Annotated in this window: 20 protein-coding genes; 12 read left to right on the plus strand and 8 right to left on the minus strand. The window is 69.4% G+C overall.

The annotated features are described in order from the left end of the window. The first annotated feature begins 38 nt into the window (after nucleotides 1-38). The 5 genes from D8670_RS06545 to D8670_RS06560 all read left to right on the plus strand — a co-directional run bounded on the left by D8670_RS06545 (nucleotide 39) and on the right by D8670_RS06560 (nucleotide 4,395). Nucleotides 39-932 (plus strand): Vms1/Ankzf1 family peptidyl-tRNA hydrolase, encoded by an 894-nt coding sequence (locus tag D8670_RS06545; RefSeq protein ID WP_121817258.1) that lies wholly within the window; start codon nucleotides 39-41, stop codon nucleotides 930-932. Nucleotides 933-1,036: 104 nt separating this feature from the next. Continuing rightward, nucleotides 1,037-1,192 carry a hypothetical protein gene (locus D8670_RS20780; protein ID WP_162994209.1) on the plus strand — a complete coding sequence of 52 codons (156 nt, stop codon included), beginning with the start codon at nucleotides 1,037-1,039 and terminating at the stop codon, nucleotides 1,190-1,192. A gap of 219 nt (nucleotides 1,193-1,411) precedes the next feature. After that, nucleotides 1,412-2,218 (plus strand): alpha/beta fold hydrolase, encoded by an 807-nt coding sequence (locus D8670_RS06550; protein ID WP_121817259.1) that lies wholly within the window; start codon nucleotides 1,412-1,414, stop codon nucleotides 2,216-2,218. 126 nt (nucleotides 2,219-2,344) lie between these two features. Further along, a complete protein-coding gene (locus D8670_RS06555) occupies nucleotides 2,345-3,358 on the plus strand; it encodes an N-acetyltransferase DgcN family protein (RefSeq protein ID WP_121817260.1) in 1,014 nt (337 codons plus the stop codon). Next, the gene (locus D8670_RS06560) at nucleotides 3,355-4,395 is read left to right on the plus strand and encodes a dipeptide epimerase (RefSeq protein WP_121817261.1); all 1,041 of its coding nucleotides are present in this window, start codon (nucleotides 3,355-3,357) and stop codon (nucleotides 4,393-4,395) included. Before D8670_RS06555 ends, D8670_RS06560 begins: the two co-directional genes overlap by 4 nt. Nucleotides 4,396-4,408: 13 nt before the next feature. On the opposite strand, the gene D8670_RS06565 is transcribed toward D8670_RS06560, so the two are convergent. From D8670_RS06565 to D8670_RS20785, 5 genes are all read right to left on the minus strand, one after another. Beyond that, the gene (locus tag D8670_RS06565; RefSeq protein WP_121817262.1) at nucleotides 4,409-4,693 is read right to left on the minus strand and encodes a HalOD1 output domain-containing protein; all 285 of its coding nucleotides are present in this window, start codon (nucleotides 4,691-4,693) and stop codon (nucleotides 4,409-4,411) included. A 145-nt stretch (nucleotides 4,694-4,838) separates the two neighbouring features. After that, nucleotides 4,839-5,507 carry a helix-turn-helix domain-containing protein gene (locus tag D8670_RS06570; RefSeq protein ID WP_121817263.1) on the minus strand — a complete coding sequence of 223 codons (669 nt, stop codon included), beginning with the start codon at nucleotides 5,505-5,507 and terminating at the stop codon, nucleotides 4,839-4,841. Between the two features lie 33 nt (nucleotides 5,508-5,540). Next, nucleotides 5,541-7,358 (minus strand): threonyl-tRNA synthetase editing domain-containing protein, encoded by a 1,818-nt coding sequence (locus D8670_RS06575; protein ID WP_121817264.1) that lies wholly within the window; start codon nucleotides 7,356-7,358, stop codon nucleotides 5,541-5,543. Nucleotides 7,359-7,436: 78 nt separating this feature from the next. Continuing rightward, nucleotides 7,437-8,489 carry a DUF7972 family membrane protein gene (locus D8670_RS06580; protein WP_121817265.1) on the minus strand — a complete coding sequence of 351 codons (1,053 nt, stop codon included), beginning with the start codon at nucleotides 8,487-8,489 and terminating at the stop codon, nucleotides 7,437-7,439. A gap of 31 nt (nucleotides 8,490-8,520) precedes the next feature. Then, nucleotides 8,521-8,697 carry a DUF4177 domain-containing protein gene (locus tag D8670_RS20785; RefSeq protein ID WP_162994210.1) on the minus strand — a complete coding sequence of 59 codons (177 nt, stop codon included), beginning with the start codon at nucleotides 8,695-8,697 and terminating at the stop codon, nucleotides 8,521-8,523. 99 nt (nucleotides 8,698-8,796) lie between these two features. On the opposite strand from D8670_RS20785, the gene D8670_RS06585 reads away from it, so the two are divergent. Then, nucleotides 8,797-9,819 carry a DUF7972 family membrane protein gene (locus tag D8670_RS06585; RefSeq protein WP_121817266.1) on the plus strand — a complete coding sequence of 341 codons (1,023 nt, stop codon included), beginning with the start codon at nucleotides 8,797-8,799 and terminating at the stop codon, nucleotides 9,817-9,819. A gap of 1 nt (nucleotide 9,820) precedes the next feature. Here D8670_RS06585 and D8670_RS06590 read toward each other — a convergent pair whose 3' ends face one another. Continuing rightward, nucleotides 9,821-10,660 carry a PspA/IM30 family protein gene (locus D8670_RS06590; protein WP_121817267.1) on the minus strand — a complete coding sequence of 280 codons (840 nt, stop codon included), beginning with the start codon at nucleotides 10,658-10,660 and terminating at the stop codon, nucleotides 9,821-9,823. A gap of 54 nt (nucleotides 10,661-10,714) precedes the next feature. On the opposite strand from D8670_RS06590, the gene D8670_RS06595 reads away from it, so the two are divergent. From D8670_RS06595 to D8670_RS06615, 5 genes are all read left to right on the plus strand, one after another. After that, a complete protein-coding gene (locus D8670_RS06595; RefSeq protein WP_121817268.1) occupies nucleotides 10,715-11,323 on the plus strand; it encodes a dienelactone hydrolase family protein in 609 nt (202 codons plus the stop codon). 81 nt (nucleotides 11,324-11,404) lie between these two features. Continuing rightward, a complete protein-coding gene (locus tag D8670_RS06600) occupies nucleotides 11,405-13,084 on the plus strand; it encodes a CTP synthase (protein ID WP_121817269.1) in 1,680 nt (559 codons plus the stop codon). Continuing rightward, the gene (gene guaA, locus D8670_RS06605) at nucleotides 13,084-14,001 is read left to right on the plus strand and encodes a glutamine-hydrolyzing GMP synthase (protein ID WP_121817270.1); all 918 of its coding nucleotides are present in this window, start codon (nucleotides 13,084-13,086) and stop codon (nucleotides 13,999-14,001) included. The genes D8670_RS06600 and guaA overlap by 1 nt, the downstream gene beginning before the upstream one ends. After that, nucleotides 14,001-14,327 (plus strand): DUF7126 family protein, encoded by a 327-nt coding sequence (locus D8670_RS06610; protein WP_121817271.1) that lies wholly within the window; start codon nucleotides 14,001-14,003, stop codon nucleotides 14,325-14,327. Before guaA ends, D8670_RS06610 begins: the two co-directional genes overlap by 1 nt. A 160-nt stretch (nucleotides 14,328-14,487) precedes the next feature. Next, nucleotides 14,488-15,246 carry a hypothetical protein gene (locus D8670_RS06615; RefSeq protein WP_121817272.1) on the plus strand — a complete coding sequence of 253 codons (759 nt, stop codon included), beginning with the start codon at nucleotides 14,488-14,490 and terminating at the stop codon, nucleotides 15,244-15,246. A gap of 268 nt (nucleotides 15,247-15,514) precedes the next feature. Here the strand turns inward: D8670_RS06615 and D8670_RS06620 are convergent, their stop codons facing one another. Further along, nucleotides 15,515-16,510 (minus strand): WD40/YVTN/BNR-like repeat-containing protein, encoded by a 996-nt coding sequence (locus tag D8670_RS06620; RefSeq protein WP_121817273.1) that lies wholly within the window; start codon nucleotides 16,508-16,510, stop codon nucleotides 15,515-15,517. A 286-nt stretch (nucleotides 16,511-16,796) separates the two neighbouring features. Here D8670_RS06620 and D8670_RS06625 point away from each other — a divergent pair, with 286 nt between their 5' ends. After that, complete coding sequence (locus D8670_RS06625; RefSeq protein ID WP_121817274.1) at nucleotides 16,797-17,114, plus strand: cupin domain-containing protein; 318 nt, start codon at nucleotides 16,797-16,799, stop codon at nucleotides 17,112-17,114. Nucleotides 17,115-17,119: 5 nt separating this feature from the next. On the opposite strand, the gene D8670_RS21725 is transcribed toward D8670_RS06625, so the two are convergent. After that, nucleotides 17,120-17,905 (minus strand): MogA/MoaB family molybdenum cofactor biosynthesis protein, encoded by a 786-nt coding sequence (locus D8670_RS21725; protein ID WP_162994211.1) that lies wholly within the window; start codon nucleotides 17,903-17,905, stop codon nucleotides 17,120-17,122. Nucleotides 17,906-17,992: the final 87 nt, after the last annotated feature.

Genomic DNA, 17,992 nt, shown 5'->3' on the forward strand with positions numbered 1-17,992 from the left:
CGGAACCTAAAAGTGGCCGCGCCGCGGCCACTCTACCGATGCTCGACGAGTTGCTGGGCCGAGCGGCGCTGAAAGACCGCATCGACGAGCTAGAGGCCGAGAAAGAGAGTCTGGAGCGCCAGCTGGAGGCGGAGTCCGAGCGCCGCGCCGACGCTGCCAGCGCCCGCCAGGACGCCGAGGAGCGGGTCAACCGACTCGAGGACCGGATCGCCGAACTCGAGGACCGGGTCGAGCGGGCGGGCGGCGACGCGGACGGCGACGGCCTCGACTTCAGCGGCGTCGACAAGGTGCGGGGCGACCGCCTCGCGGAGGTGCTCTCGCGGCTCGACAGCGTCGCCACCGACCAGGAGGGCGCGCTGACCGCGGCGGTCGACGACGAGGTGCCCGACGCGGTCCGCGAGGCCGTCGGCGACCGCGCGGCGCTGGTCGACCGCGCCGCCCCCTGCGTCGTCTGCGCCGACGACGCCGGCCTCGTCTCCGTCGCGCTCGACCCGCCCGTCGCCCCCGAACCGTTCGCCACGTGGGGCGACGGGTTCCGCCTCGACCGGGAGTGGTTCCTACCGACCGGCGAGTTCGCGCTCGCGCTGGTCCGGGCCGACCTGTTCGCGCTCGGCGAGTACGACGGCCGGGAGCGAGTCGCGACGACGACGTTCGAGAGCGACGTGAAGAGCAAGCACTCGAAGGGCGGCTTCTCGCAGGCCCGCTTCGAGCGCCTGCGCGACGAGCAGATCGCCGACCACCTCGACCGCTGCCGGGCGGCGCTCGCAGACCGCGACGCCGACCGGCTGATCCTCGCCGGCGACCGGCGCGTGATCGACGAACTCGACGCCGACGCGACCGCGACCGCCGCGGTCGACGCCACCGGCGACCCCGAGGACGCGCTGGACGAGGCGTTCTACGACGTCTGGACGACGGCGCTGTACCGGCTCTGAAACGGCTCGATCCCGCAGCGATCGCGCTGTCACTCGGTTAATCAAAGCACCTGATTTCCATGAAAAACTCGACGGTTCTTACCCGCCGAACGCCTACGACCGGTATGACTATCGTATTGGGAACCTGTACGGCGTGTGGAAACGAGCAGCCGGGCGAAGCGGGGGCCGCCGTCGCCCTCCTCTCCGGGGAGGGATGCGCGAAGTGCGGGAACGAGGAGTTCGTCGTTCCGTCGGAGAAGTGGTTTCCCGACCGCCGCTGAGTCGGTCGCCCGCGTAGGGGATGACCCCGTCGCGCCGCGGACGCTACCACACCGACCGTCTCGGCCGGGATCGTGACTGTCCCGTCGCGCACGTAGCGCAGCGCGAACCACCGACTGCAACCGGCTTTTCGCTTCTTTCAGTCGTTCGGGCGGCGCTCGGCCGAGAACGGTCAGGTAGCGGGGGAGAAACCCTACACGGGTAGGACTCCTCCGTACCGTATGGAGATGAATCACGTACGGCGGGGATCGGGAAGACCGTTGCTTCTCGTTCACGGACTGGGCGGGAGCTGGCGGACGTGGGGACCCGTGCTCGACGAACTGGCCGCCGAACGCGAGGTGATCGCGGTCGACCTCCCTGGCCACGGCGAGACGGCGCCGTTACCCGGCGAAGCCTCTATCGACACGCTCGCCGATGCCGTCGCGTCGTTCCTGACGGCGCAGGACCTCGAAGGGGTCGACGTGGTCGGGAACTCGATGGGCGGCCGACTCGTGCTCGAACTCGCGCGGCGGGGCGAGGTCGGCGCCACCGTCGCGCTCGACCCCGGCGGGTTCTGGGAGGGGTGGGAGCGGTACTTCTTCTACGCGACGCTCGCCCCCTCGATCCGGCTCGTTCGCCTGCTCCAGCCCGTGATGGGGCGGCTCATGAACAGCGCCGCGGGTCGCACCCTGCTCCTGGCTCAGCTGTCGGCCCGCCCGTGGGACCTCCCCGCCGACGTCGCGCTCGAAGAGATGCGGACGTTCGCGGACTCGCCGTCCTTCGACGAACTGCTGCGTCGGCTGGCCTTCGGCCCCGGCCAGCCGGGCACTGACTCCGCTCCCGGCCCCATCGTGATCGGGTGGGGTCGCGAGGACCGGGTGACGCTGCCCAGGCAGGCGAAGCGAGCCGCGAACCGGTTCCCTAACGCCCGGCTGCACTGGTTCGAGGGGTGCGGTCACTACCCTCACTGGGACGCCCCCGACGAGGCCGCCCGGTTGATCCTCGCGAGCACCGCCCGCGACGCGAGGAGCGAAGCTGAGTCGAACTGACCCGTCTGAACGTCGGGTTCCGCCGGTGACGGCCGCGAGAGGCGATCGGCGCGCTTCCGCCTCGTGTCGGCGGGGTCGCCACCGACTCGCAACTAGTATATATCCTCCTGTCCACAACGATACCCTATGCGAATCGCCATTCTCGCGCACGAGAAGTTCCCCGACCGCGCCAAGACGGCGCTCGGCGTCCTGCGGTACGGCGACTACGACGTGGCCGCGGTGCTCGACCGCGACGCCGCCGGCACGCGGGTGTCGGACCACGTCCCGGACGTGCAGGACGCGCCGGTCGTCGCCTCGATGGACGACGTCGGCGAGGTCGACGCCCTGTTGATCGGCATCGCGCCCATCGGCGGCGAGTTCGAGGAGTCCTGGCGGCCGGACGTTCGAGCGGCGCTCGAACGCGGCTGCGACGTGGTCTCCGGGCTCCACTACTTCCTCGCGGAGGACGAGGAGTTCGCCCGCCTGGCGGACGAGAACGGCTGTGAACTTCAGGACGTCCGCAAGCCGCCGGCGGACCTGAGCGTGGCCGACGGCGTCGCCCGCGACGTCGACGCGGAGGTGATCCTCACCGTCGGCACCGACTGCTCGGTCGGCAAGATGACGGCGACGATGGAGCTGGCGCAGGCCGCGCGGGAGAGGGGCCACGACGCCGCCGTGATCCCGACGGGCCAGACCGGCATCATGATCGAGGGGTGGGGGAACCCCATCGACCGCGTCATCAGCGACTTCACGGCCGGCGCGGTCGAGGAGATGATAGTCGAGAAGGGCGACGACCACGACTACCTGTTCGTCGAGGGGCAGGGGAGCATCGTCCACCCCGCGTACTCTGCCGTCACCTGCGGCATCCTCCACGGCTCGATGCCCGACAAGATGGTGCTGTGTCACGTCGCCGGCCGCGAGGCCATCCACGGTTACGAGTCGTTCGCTCTGCCCGACCTCCCCGCGTACGTCGACCTCTACGAGTCGCTCGCCGGAACCGTCCACGAGAGCGAGGTCGTCGCCGGCGCGCTGAACACGATGACGGTCGACGACGACGCGGCCGCCGCCGAGGCGGTCGACGCGTACGCCGACGCGCTCGGCCTCCCGGCGTCCGACGTGATCCGGTTCGACGAGGACGCGGTGCTGGAGGCGATACTGTGACGCTCTCGGCGTCGTTCGAGCGTCTGGAGCTCCCGCTGGAGACGCCGTTCACCATCTCTCGCGGGACCCAGACCGTCTCGGAGAACGTCGTCGTCCGGATCGAGGACGGAGAGGGTCGGGTCGGCGTCGGCGGCGCCGCGCCCTCTGCCCACTACGGCGAGACCGCGGCCACCGTCGAGGCGGTGCTGCCGGACCTGCTCGCCGCGGTCGAGGCGGTCGGCGACCCCCACCAGCTCGAACGGATCGAGCGCCGGATGCGCGAGACCGTGCGCGACAACCCCGCTGCCCGCTGCGCGGTGAGCGTCGCGCTCCACGACCTCGTCGCGAAGCGCGCGGACCTGCCGCTGTACCGGTACTGGGGGCTCGACCCGGCGGAGTCCGTGAAAACGTCGTTCACCATCGGTCTCGACGACACCGACCGGATGCGCGAGAAGACCGAAGACGCGGTCGCGGCGGGCCACGACGTGCTGAAGGTCAAACTCGGCACCGGCCGCGACGAGGAGATCGTCGACGCCGTGCGCTCCGCCGCGCCGGACGCCCGGGTCCGCGTCGACGCCAACGAGGCGTGGACGCCGAAGCAGGCCGTGCGGATGAGCGAGACGCTCGCGGAGTACGGCGTGGAGTTCGTCGAACAGCCCGTTCCGGCGGAGAACCCGGAGGGGCTGCGGTTCGTCTACGAGCGCTCGGCGCTCCCGGTCGCGGCCGACGAGTCCTGCGTGACCCTCGCGGACGTGCCGCGGGTCGCCGACCGCACCGACATCGTGACGATCAAGCTGATGAAGTGCGGCGGCCTGCTGGAGGCGAAACGCATGATCCACGCGGCGCGTGCCGAGGGGCTGGAAGTGATGCTCGGCTGCATGGTCGAGAGCGACGCCTCCATCGCGGCGGGCGCGCATCTCGCCCCCCTGCTCGACTACGCCGACCTCGACGGGTCGCTCCTCCTCGGCGACGACCCGTACGAGGGCGTCCCGATGTCGGGCGGCGACATCGACCTCGGCGCGGTCGACCGGCCCGGGACGGGCGCGCGGCGAACGTAAGTCACTCCCCCGGTCACCGGTCGCCGTCCGCTCGCTGGACGACGACCTCGTCGCCGGAGGCGGTCACCAGAAAGCCGACGTGCTCGAACTGCACGGCCGCCGACCCCGGTCCGCCGACGACCGCGTCGAGGGCCTCGGGGTCGACGCTGTCGTACAGCGGCGGGAGGTCGATCTTCTCGCGAGCGGCCGCGTCGGCGAGCGCCGAGAGGACGGCGTCGGTCGGAGTCGGGTGGTCCGCCGGGTCCCGCGTCCACGTCCGGCCGTCCGAACTGCGTGACGAAAACGGTGCTTCGGTCATCGTACTTCCGTGCGTCGGTCGGGCGGTCGTCGACGACCCGTCGTCCGTCGACCGTCGAGCCGTCGTCTACGAGGTGTCGTTCGGTCCATCGTGTCGTCCACGGCCGTATTGGACAGTCACGTTGGTAGGCCCTGTCTGTGAGTATTCACGCTCCTTTAACTGATCCCTCCGGCCCATCCGCGAGCGAGTACCGGACGAGGTTCGCGTGGCCCCGCCGAAGCCGGGAGGACAGCGCGTTCGACGAGATGCCGAGATCGTCGGCCACGTCCGCGAGCGTCACCGCGCGCGGTACGTCGAAGTAGCCCGCCTCCAGCGCGGCGACCAGCGCCTCTCGCTGGTCCTCGGTCACGGGGTCCTCTTCGTACTCTGAGGGGTCGTCCGGGTAGAAGAGCCGGTCGACGTCGAAGGAGAGGTGCGACTCCTCGCAGTGCTCGTTGAACGTCGAGAGCGCGTCCTCGTCCGGAAACAGCATCCGCACGTGCCAGCCGCCGTTCGCCTCGGCGTTCAGGACCGTCCCGAGCGACCCGCGGAGCGCGAACAGCACGCCGTCTTCCGGCGCGTGCCAGTCCACGCGGTAGAGGCGCTCGCGCTCGCTCGTCTCCAGCACGCGGACGTTCCCCGCCGTGTCGTCCTCTCGAAGCGCCTCGTCGAACGCGTCGAGGTCGTCGCACGCCACCCAGAAGTACGGGGTCACGCGCTCCTCGCTCGTCGCGGCGACCCGTTCTATCTCCACCGTAGCGTCCGGAACCGCGGCCAGCGCGTGCGCCAGCACGAACTCCTCCGGCGGCACGGTGATGTCGGCGATGATGCTCATACGTCGAATACCAGACGTGCAGGAGTATATACCCTAACTGCCGGGGATTTTCGGTCCGTCCCCGAACAGCGTCGGCGTCCGTGGCCGCGGCGCCGGGAAGCCGTCGACCGCCTCGCGGACCGCCGCTTCGAGTTCGCCGACCGTCATCGCCGATTCGCGCCCGGTCGCGCGCTCCGCGACCGGCAGGCTCTCCCGCGCCAGTTCACGGTCGCCGACGACCGCCCGGTACGGCGCGCGGTCGGCGTCGGCACGGGCGATGCGCTCCCCGACGGTCGCCGCCCGGTCGTCCACGTCGGCGCGGACGCCCGCGTCGCGGAGGCGCTCCGCGACCGCCGAACAGCGGTCGACGTGGTCCTCGCCGACCGGGATCAGCCGGACCTGCGTCGGCGCGATCCAGGTCGGCAGTCGGGGCGGGTCGCGGTCGTCAGCGGCGGCCAGCAGGGCCCCGATCGACTCCGTCAGGCTCCCCACCGGCGAGCAGTGGACGAGCGCCGGCGAGCGTTCCCCGTCGCCGTCCGCGTAGGTCACGCCGAAGCGCTCGGCGGTCTCGTCGTCGAGCGCGACCGTCCCGAGGGTGACGGTCGGTCCGTCGCCCGCGGTCGCCACGGCGTCGAGCTTCGCGACCCAGTCTCCCCGGGGGTCGGGGAGGACTTCGAGGAGCAAGGGCGCGCCGAGCGCTTCGGGGATCGTTTCGATCCACGCCGCGTTCGCGTCGCGGAACGCCCGCGTCGCCCGGAGGACGTACTCGCAGTCCAGACCGAGGGCCGCCGTCCCGTCCCGGACCAGCATCGCGTGGCGCTCGAAGGCCTCCAGTGCGGCCGGCCCGTCGGCGACGGCGGTGCGAATCTCCGGTAGGGTCGCCTCGTCAGGCCCGCCACCGGTCGCCCGCCGGAACGTCTGTCCGTCGCGCTCGTAGAGGCTGACGGGCAGGTCGTCGGCGTCCGCGATCGCCTCGCGCAGGAGCGAGCAGTGGACGGCGCAGGCCGTGGCGCGGAGGCGCCGCCGCCGGTCGCCCGCCTCGGCCCGGTACCGGTCCCCGCCTCCGACTCCCTCCCGGACGCGAACGTCCCGAACGCCGGGGTCGACGAGGTGCGGCGTCTCGACGGGCGCTGCGCCGACGTCGGCGGCGAGGTCGTCGACGAGCGCCCGCAAGCAGTCCCTGACCACCGTCCCCCGCGGCGTCCAGCGCGGGTCGTCGGTCGGGCCGTCGGAGGACGCGAGTCCCCAGTCGGCGAGGCGGTCCGCGGCGGCGCGCCACCGTCGACCGTCGCCGCCGGCGTCCCCGCGGTCCACCTCTTCGTCGCTCGCCGCCTCCCGCTCGACGACGGCCCGGAGCCCCTCGTCGAGGTCCGGGTTCGCTGCCTCCGGGTCCCGGCGTTCGCCGTCGACGGTCAGGAGCGTCCAGTCGCTCGGCGGCCGCGAGCCGCTCTCGCGTGCCGGGTGCACGCGCCGGGCGAACGCCGACAGCGGATGACCCTTGCAGGAGACGTCGAACGCCAGGTGCCACCCGGCCGGCGCGCGGAGCACCTCGCGGTCGGCGAGGGCCGCCTCGACGCGTTCGAGCACCGACGCCGTCGTCTCCGCGTCCGCCGCGTCGTCGCTCAGGACCGGGCTCGGGTAGAGCGCGACCCGGTCGGCGTTGAGGCGGTCGGCGGCGGCCCGGACCTCGTCCACCGCGCCGTCGGCCGCCGCGTCGGGCGCGCCCCCGTCCTCAGCCTCGACGGCGACGAACGCGGCGACGCAGTCGTCCAGCTCGCCGGAGAGGGGAACGTCCCGCTCCGCGCTCGCCTCGTCGGCGGTCGTGGTGGCCTCGAACGCCGCGCGGTCCGCGTGGACGAACAGCAGTCGCATAGCGGAGGATTCCGCCGGCCGGTGAAAAGCGTGCCGTCGTCGGCGGAGCGGTCCCGGGATCGTCCCCCTTCGGCCGCGCTACTCCTCGCCGGCGGACGAAGTCTGCTCCCGGTCGTCGCCGGACGACCGCCGCGTCTCCCGCAGGACGAACGGTCCGACAGAGAGCGTCCGCTTCGTCAGCGTCAGCATCCGGAGCAGGAACGCGAGCAGGACGGCGATCGGAAACAGCGCCAGCGTGAACGCCAGCGCGACGGCGAGGTAGCTGTTCTCGATGTGGAGCGTCGTCCCGGCGACTTCCGTGGGGTCGAAGATAAGAAGCATGTACGCCGACAGCGCCAGCGCCGGCATCGCGCTGTACAGCATCACCTGCGAGAGGTTGACGAACTCCCACTGGAGGTACTTCGACTTGACGTACTCCCGCGCCGGGCCGAGCAACTGCAGCCCGTCGAGCAGCTCGTCGAACGCCCGCTCCGTCTCGACGGAGAACGCGTCGCGGTTCGCCGTCCGGAGGCGCTGGGCGGCGTCCATCTTCCAGGCGTAGTTGTAGTTCAACACCGGCAGGAGGACCTCGAAGGAGCCGAACTCGGCTCCCTCTAGGTCGCCGATGACCTTCTCGCCGTGGTCGACCACCTCCGTGACGTACGTCGAGACGGCGTCGCCCGCGCCGTCCCGCTCGGCGGCGTCGGCTACCGCTCTTGCGCGGTCGCTGACCGTCTCGATCACCGCCACGAGGAAGAGTCCCGGCTCCGCCGGACTCACGCCCACCGACGAGAGGTCCTCCAGGTCGCGGCGGAAGGTCAGCTGCTCGTCCATCCGTTCTCGCACGTCCCCGATGGTGCCGAGCTCCTGCGAGAGGACGATCTGCGAGACCGTCAACACGAATGCGACCGCCGTGACGACGGCGATGATCGTCGAACTGAACAGCGACCCGATCGCGTTCGTCCCGATGAACCTCTCCATCGAACTCGTCCCGATGACCGCCAGACCGACGAGGAGGAGAAAGGTTCCGAGGAGGATCAGCGCGACGAGGGCCCACCGGTTTCCGGTGATCAGAAACCAGAACTGCACCCGGCTCTCGTCGGAGCGCTCACGCATCGTGTCCGCCGGCGGCGAGAGGTCGCTGTCGTCCATCCTCCGCGCTACGACGGACGCGCGGAAAGGCCTAGGTCTCCCGCCGGAAGACGAACAGGATCGTCGACTCGCCGAGGGTGATCGTCTCGTCCAGTTCCCAGCCGTCGGCCGCCGCCTCGTTGAGCACGTCCTCGAACCGCCTGCTGTCGAGTTCGGTCGGGTAGATCGACACGTCGTGGACGCGGTACTCGTAGCGCTGGTCTCCCATGACCGAGCGGTCAACGGGTGCGGTGATAACCGTCGGGTCCGACCGACGACTGCCGTCGTCCCGCCGCGACTTTTCCGTCTGGTCGTCGTACCGTCGGCCATGGCAGACGAGGGCAGTCCGGAGGACACGATGCGAGGGCGCGGCATCGACAGCCGCCTCCGTCTCTGGCTCCTCCTCGGCGCGAACCGCTGGGTGATCGTTGCGGCGCTCGCGGTCGTGCTGTTCGCCACGCTCGTCGTCCTCGGCACGCTCGACGCCACGCCGCTGCGGTCGACGATGCGGGGCAGCGACCCGACCGAAACCGTCTTCCAGGCGCTCATCACGTCGATCATCACCGGCGTGACGCTCGTCGTCACGATCAACCAGCTCGTTCTCTCGGCGGAGCTCGGCCCGCTCGGCGACCAGCGGGCGCGGATGTCGAACTCGATGGAGTTCCGCGCGGACACGGAGGACATGTTCGGCGAAGTGAGCCCGACGGAACCCGCCGCCTTTCTCCAGGCGCTCGTCGAGACGTCGGCCGACCGTGCCGCCGACCTCCGAGACAGCGTCGCCGGCGCGGACGACCGGGCGCTGCGCGACGACGTCGAGGAGTACACCGAGGGGCTCATCGACCACGCCCGGACGGTCTCCGACCAGTTAGAGGACGCCGAGTTCGGGTCCTACGACGTGATCCAGGCGGCGCTGAACTACAACTACAGCTGGAAGATATACAGGGCGCGGCAGCTCCGCGACGACTACGGCGACGGGCACTCCGCCGAGCGGCGCGAGGCGTTCGACGAACTCGTGCGGGTGCTGACGTTCTTCGGTCCCGCGAGAGAGCACATCAAGACGCTGTACTTCCGGTGGGAGCTGGTCGACCTCTCGCGGGCGATGATCTACACGTCGCTCCCGGCGCTCGGCGCGGCCATCGCCGCGCTCCTGTTTCTGGACGCGCCGTCGTTCCCCGGGGCGACGCTCGGGCTGGACAACGTCCTCCTGATCGTCTGTCTCGGCGTCACGGCGTCCGTCCTCCCGTTTCTCGTGCTCATCTCGTACATTCTCAGGATCGCGACCATCGCGAAGCGGACGCTGTCGGTCGGCCCGTTCATCCTCCGGGAGTCGGAGCGCTCGGGCGGCGACTGAGCTACGTCTCCTCGCTTTTGATGTCCTCTAGCTCCTCCTCGACCTCGGACTCGTCGACGTTCACGTCGACCTCCTCGCCGGTGTCGCTCTCGAACTCGACTTCCTCCTCGCCCGGCGGCTCCGCCTCCTCTTCGGCCGCGGTCTCCTTGCCCATCTCCGATTTCAGCGTGTCAAGCTCGGCGTCGACCTCGCCCTTCGAGCGGACCTCCTCCAGCTCGCGGTCGAGCTGGTCCTTGTCGGACATGGCGTCCTCGAACACGCCGGTCTCCTGGAGCTCGTCCATGGCGGCGGCGCGCGCCTCCATGTCGTCGGTGCGCTCCTCCGCGCGCTCGATGGCGCGGCCGACGTCCTCCATCTCGTCGCCGGCCCCGGTCATCGCCTCGGAGACGCGAGCGCTCGCCTCGGCGGCCTCGTGGCGGGCCTTGATCGTCTCTTTCCGGGTGCGGAACTCCTCGATGCGCTGCTGGAGCGTCTCTTTCTTCTCGACGAGGTTGTCCTGCGTGTTCTGGAGGTCGGCGATCTGGGCCTCCAGCTCCTCGATCTGAGTCATCTTCGCCTTCTTCTTCTCCAGCGCGCGCCGCGCGAGGTCGTCGCGGTCCTGCCGGACGGCCTCCCGCGCCTGTTCGTTGTGCTTGTCGACGTTCTCCTCGAGCCGGCGCTTCTGCATCTCCAGGCGCTTCTTCTGGGTGGTGAGATCGGCGATCCCACGTTTCACGTCCTGTAGCTCGTCGCGCATCTGCTCGTAGGAATAGTCCAACGTCTCCGTTGGGTCTTCGGCCCGGTTGAGCAAGGCGTTGACCTTCGAGCGAATGACGTAAGAGGCCCGCGAGAGTATTCCCATACCATTATTTATGCGACCCGCGACTTAAAATCCTGACTCCACCTAGTGACGAACATGTCTCCGAACGACGTACTACTGCCGGGCGGACGCGACGTGCGCGGCACGCTCGACGGGGCCGACGGCGCGGGCGACGCGGCGACCTGCGTCGTCGCCTGCCCGCCCCACCCCCAGCACCGCGGGCACCGCGGCGACGACCGGCTCGTCTCCGTGAGCGACGCGCTCGCGGACCGCGGGACGGACTGCCTCCGCTTCGACTACGGCGACTGGGACGAGGGGTACGGCGAGCGCGAGGACGCGCGCAACGCCGTCCGCTGGGCCGCCGAGCGCTACGATCGGGTCGGTCTCTTCGGCTACAGCTTCGGCGGGGCGATGGCGCTGCTCGCGGGCGCGACGGTCGACCGCGAGGTCGTCGGCGTCTCCGTGCTCGCGCCCGCCCCGAAACTGGCCGACGACCTGGACGCCGCCGCGGCGCTGACCGACCTCGGCTGCCCGGCGCAGGTCATCTACGGCGAGCGCGACGGGACGGTCGACGCGACGCCGGTCGCCGCGGCGGCGCGCGAGCGCGGCGACGAGGTGGTCGAACTCTCCGCGGACCACTTCTTCCTCGGGAAGCACGACCGGATCGGCGAACGCGTCGCGGACTTCTTCGACCGCTCGCCGTAGACCGCTCGCCGCGCCGTGCAATCGTTCTGCACACGGGGCGCTCTCCGAAATCGTTTTGACTCGGGATTGCGGAGAATCGGTATGCCGACCGATCCTGAATCCGAATACGACCCCACCCTGGGGAACAAGTTCATCTTCGTCACGGGAGGTGTCATGTCCGGGCTCGGCAAGGGGATCACCGCCGCGAGCACCGGCCGACTCCTGAAGAACGCCGGGTTCGACGTGACGGCGGTGAAGATCGACCCGTACCTCAACGTCGACGCCGGGACGATGAACCCGTACCAGCACGGCGAGGTGTACGTGCTGAAAGACGGGGGCGAGGTCGACCTCGACCTGGGGAACTACGAGCGGTTCCTCGACGAGGACATGACCTTCGACCACAACATCACGACGGGCAAGACCTACCAGCACGTCATCGAGAAGGAGCGCGCGGGCGACTACCTCGGGAAGACGGTCCAGATCATCCCGCACGTCACGACCGACATCAAGCGGCGCATCCGCGAGGCCGCCGAGGGCACCGACGTCTGTCTCATCGAAGTCGGCGGCACCGTCGGCGACATCGAGGGGATGCCCTACCTCGAAGCGCTCCGCCAGTTCGCCCACGAGGAGGAGGACGACGACATCCTCTTCACTCACGTCACCCTCGTCCCCTACTCGAAAAACGGCGAGCAGAAGACCAAGCCCACGCAACACAGCGTCAAGGAGCTCCGCTCTATCGGCCTCCAGCCGGACATTCTCGTCGGGCGCGCCGACGACAAGCTCGAACCGCACACCAAGGAAAAGATCGCGCTGTTCTGCGACGTCCCGACCGACGCCGTCTTCTCTAACCCCGACGTCGAGGACATCTACCACGTGCCGCTGATGGTCGAGGAGGAGGGCCTCGACGAGTACGTCATGCAGGAGCTCGGCCTCGCGGACGAGGCGCTGCCGAAGGCCGACCGCGACAACCGCTGGCGCGAGGTCGTCACCCGCGAGCGCGAGGGCGAGGTCGACATCGCGCTCGTCGGCAAGTACGACCTGGAGGACGCGTACATGTCCGTCAACGAGGCGCTGAAACACGCCGGCCTCGCGAAGGGCGTCAACGTGAACATCCACTGGGTCGACTCCGACGAGATGGTCGACGAGACCGACGGCGGCGAACACCGCCGCCGCCTGGAGTCCGCGGACGGCATCGTCGTCCCCGGCGGGTTCGGCTCCCGCGGCACCGAGGGGAAGATCAGCGCGATCCGGTACGCCCGCGAGAACGACGTCCCCTTCCTCGGGCTCTGTCTGGGCTTCCAGATGGCCGTCGTCGAAGTCGCGCGCAACGTGCTGGGCTACGAGGACGCCCACAGCGCGGAGATGGACCCCGACACGAACAACCCCGTCATCGACATCCTGCCCGAGCAGTACGAGGTCTCGGACATGGGTGGCACGATGCGCCTCGGCGCGCACCAGACGGACATCACGCCCGGCACCCTCGCGGAGGAGGTGTACGGGTCGACGGCCTGCACCGAGCGCCACCGCCACCGCTACGAGGTGAACCCGAACTACTTCGAGGACTTCGCCGACACCGACATCGCGTTCTCCGGGCGCGCGGGCAACCGCATGGAGATCCTCGAACACGAGGACCACCCGTACTTCCTCGGGACGCAGTTCCACCCCGAGTTCCGGTCCCGTCCCGACCGGGCATCGCCGCCCTTCGTCGGCCTGCTCGAAGCGGTGATGGAGCGGACCGGGATCGACGGCGCGGCCGCCGAGGGAACGGAGGTGGAGGCCTGATGGTCGACGTCGACTCCTTCATCGACGAGAAGATCGAGGAGATCAGCGAGGCCGTGGGCGACGCCAACGCCGTCATCGCGCTGTCTGGCGGCGTCGACTCCTCGACGGCCGCCGCGCTGGCCTACGAGGCCATCGGCGACCAGCTGACGCCCGTCTACGTCGACACCGGCCTGATGCGGAAAGGCGAGACGGACCAGATCCGGGAGACGTTCGACTACATGGACTCGCTCCGGATCGTCGACGCCAAAGACCGCTTCCTCGACGCGCTCGGCGGCACCACCGACCCCGAGGAGAAGCGCCACATCATCGGCGAGCAGTTCATCCGGGAGTTCGAGACGGTCGCGAAGGAGGAGGACGCCGACTACCTCGTGCAGGGGACGATCTACCCCGACCGGATCGAGAGCGAGGGGACGATCAAGTCCCACCACAACGTCGGCGGCCTGCCCGACGTGGTCGACTTCGACGGCATCGTCGAGCCGATGCGCGACCTTTACAAGGACGAGGTCCGCGAGGTCGCCCGCGAACTCGACCTCGACGAGCTCGTCGCCGAGCGGATGCCGTTCCCGGGTCCCGGGCTGGCCGTTCGCATCATCGGAGAGGTCACCGAGGAGAAGCTGGAGGTCGCGCGCGAGGCCAACCACGTCGTCGAGGAGGAACTGGAGGAGTACGAGCCGTGGCAGGCGCTCGCCGCCGTAATCGGCAAGGCGACCGGCGTCAAGGGCGACAACCGCGTCCACGGCTGGGTCGTCTCCGTCCGCTCGGTCGAGTCCCGCGACGGGATGACCGCCCGTGCTCAGGAGATCGACTGGGAGACGCTCCAGCGGATCCAGTCCCGCATCACCGGCGCCCACGAGAACGTCGCGCGCGTCGTCTACGACGTGACACACAAGCCTCCGGCCACCATAGAGTACGAGTGATGAAGGTAGTGTTCGCGGGTCACGACGACGACGGACTGGCGGAGCGCCTGGAGGGCGAGGGCAACGAGGTCACGGTGGTCGAGGACATCGCCACGCGCCCCGCCCTCGAAGAGTCGGGCATCGTCGGCGCAGACCTGTTCGTCCTCACCGACGTCGGGCAGGCGACGGCGGTCCCGATCGCGAAGGACCTGAACGACGACCTCCGCGTGGTCATCTACTCGCGGGACTCGCTCCCCGAGTTCGCCAGCGCGCAGGTCGACCTCGCGGTCGACCCCGACCTGCTCGGTCCGGACGCTGTCGCCGAGGAACTGAGCGGGAGCGCGTAACCGCCGGACGGCGACCCTCAGGGATCGATGCGGGTCGCGGTCTCGGCCGGCCGACCCGTTCGGTAACCCACACTTGCGTCGGACCGCCGTCTGTTGCAGTGCTTTTCGCGGCCGCTACGCCGGTCATTACAATACTCGGGTGCGACAGAGGCGGAGGCGTATGCGATCCGGACCATCACCGACCGCACCGTCTCTCGACCGATCGACCGCGAAGCGATTTCTCACCGTCATCGTCGTCCTCGCCGTCGCCCTGCCGATGCTGGGCGGCCCAGTCGCCGCGCAGGACGACGACGCACAGGACGACTCCTACACCGTGCGACAGGGCGACGACTGCTACGCGGTGACGCCGTACACGGGCGACGAGTCCGCGAAGGAACTCTACGACTACCAGGCCCCGTTCGAGGACAACCCGTACGTGAACACGACCGGGGCGTCCTACAGTTCGGAGGGGACGAGCGAGATACTGCGACCGAACACGAGCACGCTCTTCCTCTACGAGGACGCCCGGGGGACGCTGAGCCTGGTGATCGTCCACGGGGCCAACGAGAGCACGTCCGGGAGCGGGTCCGTCACGTTCAACGTCACCGGCCTCCCTGATGACGGGAACTGGACCGTCAAGGACGACCTGTACAACGGCTCGAACATGTACGACAACTGGACTCACGAGGAGTCGTACGACCGGATCAACTGGACCTGGGACGACCGCCGGACCGACGGCGGCGTCTACTCGGGTCTCGGTGACGACTTCAACATCACGATCGACCCGGCGTTCAACGAGGAAGCGAGCCTGTACGGCGAGTACTACAACGGCACGGTCGAGAACTGGACCGCGCTGTCGGGGACCGGGAGCGACCTCGAACGGACGCAGTTGAACCTCTCCGAACCGGTGACGATATCGAGCGAACCCTGCGGCGAGTAATCCGAGTCGAACCTCGCTGCTGACGGCGCCGCTGACGACGCCGCACCGTCCACGTTTTTTACTGCCGCGACGTATATCCGTGCGAGCGCGCCGCATTGCGTCTCCGAAAAAGAACGTCGAACGTGACGGCCCCCGGCGACGGGTGCCTCTGACGACCGGAAGCGTTGCCGGGAGCCGGCGGAGGTGCGGGAGCGACGCGGGGACCGCGGGCGGAGGGCCGGGAGCTATCGCGAGCACCGCAGGACGCGGTGCGGGGAGACGGCGGGCGTCAGTGCTCCAGGACCGTCCCGTCGGCGCCGACCGCGACGTCGGGCGAGGCCTGAAGCACCGCCTTCAGGTTGGCGCCGGTCGGCGTGTCGACCGCCGTCCAGCGCTCGCCGTCGTACTCGTAGAGCTTGCCGCCGCCGCCGACGGTGAAGCCGCCGTCGCCGTCGACCTCGACGTCCTGCAGCGTGGCGTCGCCCGTGTCCGACGAGGTCCACTGCGAGCCGTCGTAGTGGAAGACCATGCCGCCGCCGCCCGACACCCAGACGTCGTCGCGGGTGTCGGAGTCGACGTCATCAGACTCCGTCTGATGGGCTGTCACGCTTCGCGAGACAACGCCGTAGAAGTTGACGTTGGCGTCCTGCAGGCCGATCGGCTCCCACGTCTCGCCGTCGGTCGTTTCGAACACGCGGCCGTTCGTGTCGACCGCGTGGCCCGTCCGGACGTCGCGGAAGTCGATTGCTTGGATGGCGGCACCGCTCCCGGGCGTCACGTAGTTCCACGTGCCGGTCGCGCCGTTCTCGAAGCTGTAGTAGATCTTCCCGGAGTCGCCGGCGACGTAGACGTTCGCGTCGCCCGCGGGTCCCTCTGCGGCTACGTCGTTGTAGTTGTTCGTGTTGTCGTTCGGCGCAGAGTGGTCCTCCAGGTTCCCCGTCTCCACGTCGTACTCGCCGATCGCGCCGCTGGCGCCGACGAACCAGAGGCGCTTCTCGTCGTCCGTGGCGTCGGACCCGTACAGGTCGTTGCCGTTGCCGGTCGGACCGCCGTCGAGGACCTTCCGCCAGCCCTCGCTCCCGCGTTCGAGGACGATCCCGCCCTCGCCGACGGCGTGGTGGACGGTCGCCGTCGCGTTCACGCCGTGGAGCGTGTTCGCGGTCGGCGTCTCGACGACCGTCCAGCCCTCGTCGCTCGCCTGCGCGGCCGCCGGCACTGCCGTGGCCGCGGCGGTTCCTCCGATCGCCTTCAGCATCGTGCGTCGGGTAGGTGTCGTGTCGAACATGCTGCACTCGGGACATATCGACAGGGGATAGTAAAGCCGGGAAGCCGCTAGCGCGAATTAAGTCGTTTTACGCCGTTTCACCATCCATCCGCCCAGTTATGTTATTCATCCTATCTATCTCGGTCTCCGTTCGAGATAGTTTATACCCGACAGTTTCGCGGCCGAAACGGTTCCGTCCGCATATAATTTTCTGTATGTTGGTTGTCGCATGGTACCGTGTGTTGCCCGATAGCCACTTGCCGCAGCGACGACCAGATATATCTCCGCGGCGACGGTACGTCGTCGCATGGCACTCGATAGGTACCCCGAGTTAGACCCCGACGACGGGGAGGTGGTCGACGCGGAGGTCGTCGTGAGCGACGACGTTCTGGTGAAAGCCTTCGCGCTCGGCCCCGGCGCGGAACTGGAACCGCACGAACACGGCGACTCGACGAACGTCTTTCACGTCGTCGAAGGGACGGTGACCGTCCTGCAGAACGGCGAGGAAGAGCGGATCAGCGCGCCGGGCGTCGTCCTCCACGAGCGCGGCGTCGCCCACGGCGCGCGCAACGACGGTGACGAGGTCGCCGTCCTGACGGCGAGTCTGTGCCCCATGCCGGGGTAGTCGCGTTACTCGTCCCGCTGGGCCAAGCCCGCGATGTGTGCCGCCTGCTCGGAGACGATCGCTTCGGTGCCGAGGCGGGCGGCGTTCTCGCTCCCGGGGAGACAGAACACCGGCACGCCCCCGATGACGCCGGCGGTCGCGCGCGTCGCGACGACCTTCGTCCCGATCTCGTCGTAGGAGAGCAGGCGGAACAGCTCGCCGAACCCGGGGAGCTCCTTGTCGAACAGGCGCTTCGCCGCCTCGATGGTCACGTCGTCCGGCGTGACGCCCGTCCCGCCAGTCGTGATCACCAGATCCACGTCGTCGCGTTTGACGAGGTTGTCGATCGTCCCCTCGATCCGGTCGTACTCGTCGGGGATCAGCTCCCGCGTCACCACCTCGTCGTCGCCCTCCTCCATCACCGCCGTGATGGTGTCGCCGGCGGGGTCGTCCGAGAGCGTCCGCGACGACGAGACGGTGACGACGGCCACGCCGAGGGCGTCGAGGTCGTGGGCGTGGTGGCGGTCGTGCTCGTGAGAGTGGCCGCCGTGCTCGTCGTGGTCGTGGCCGCCGTGACCGCTACCGGCGCTCTGGTGGTCGCTCCCCGCGCGTTCGCTGCCCCCCGAATCGCCAGCGTGTTCGCCCGAGTCCCCGGTCGGCTCTCCCGCGTTCTCGTCGGCGGGCCGCGCCGACCGGTCGTCCTCCTCGCTTTCGGCCGCGGACGCCGCGTCGTCCGTCGATTCCGTCTCGCCGTCGTCCTCGTCGTCGTCCTCCAACCCCCGCCGCGTGTCGCGTGACTGGAAATCGACCATACCCGTCAGTTCAGGGGGCGGCCACAAAAGTGTCTCCCGGAATTCCGTGTGGTCTTTCGTCGACTTTTTGCCCGCCGTCGTACAGGG

The sequence above is a fragment of the Halostella limicola genome (genome assembly GCF_003675875.1).
Taxonomy (GTDB): Archaea; Halobacteriota; Halobacteria; order Halobacteriales; family Natronoarchaeaceae; genus Halostella; species Halostella limicola.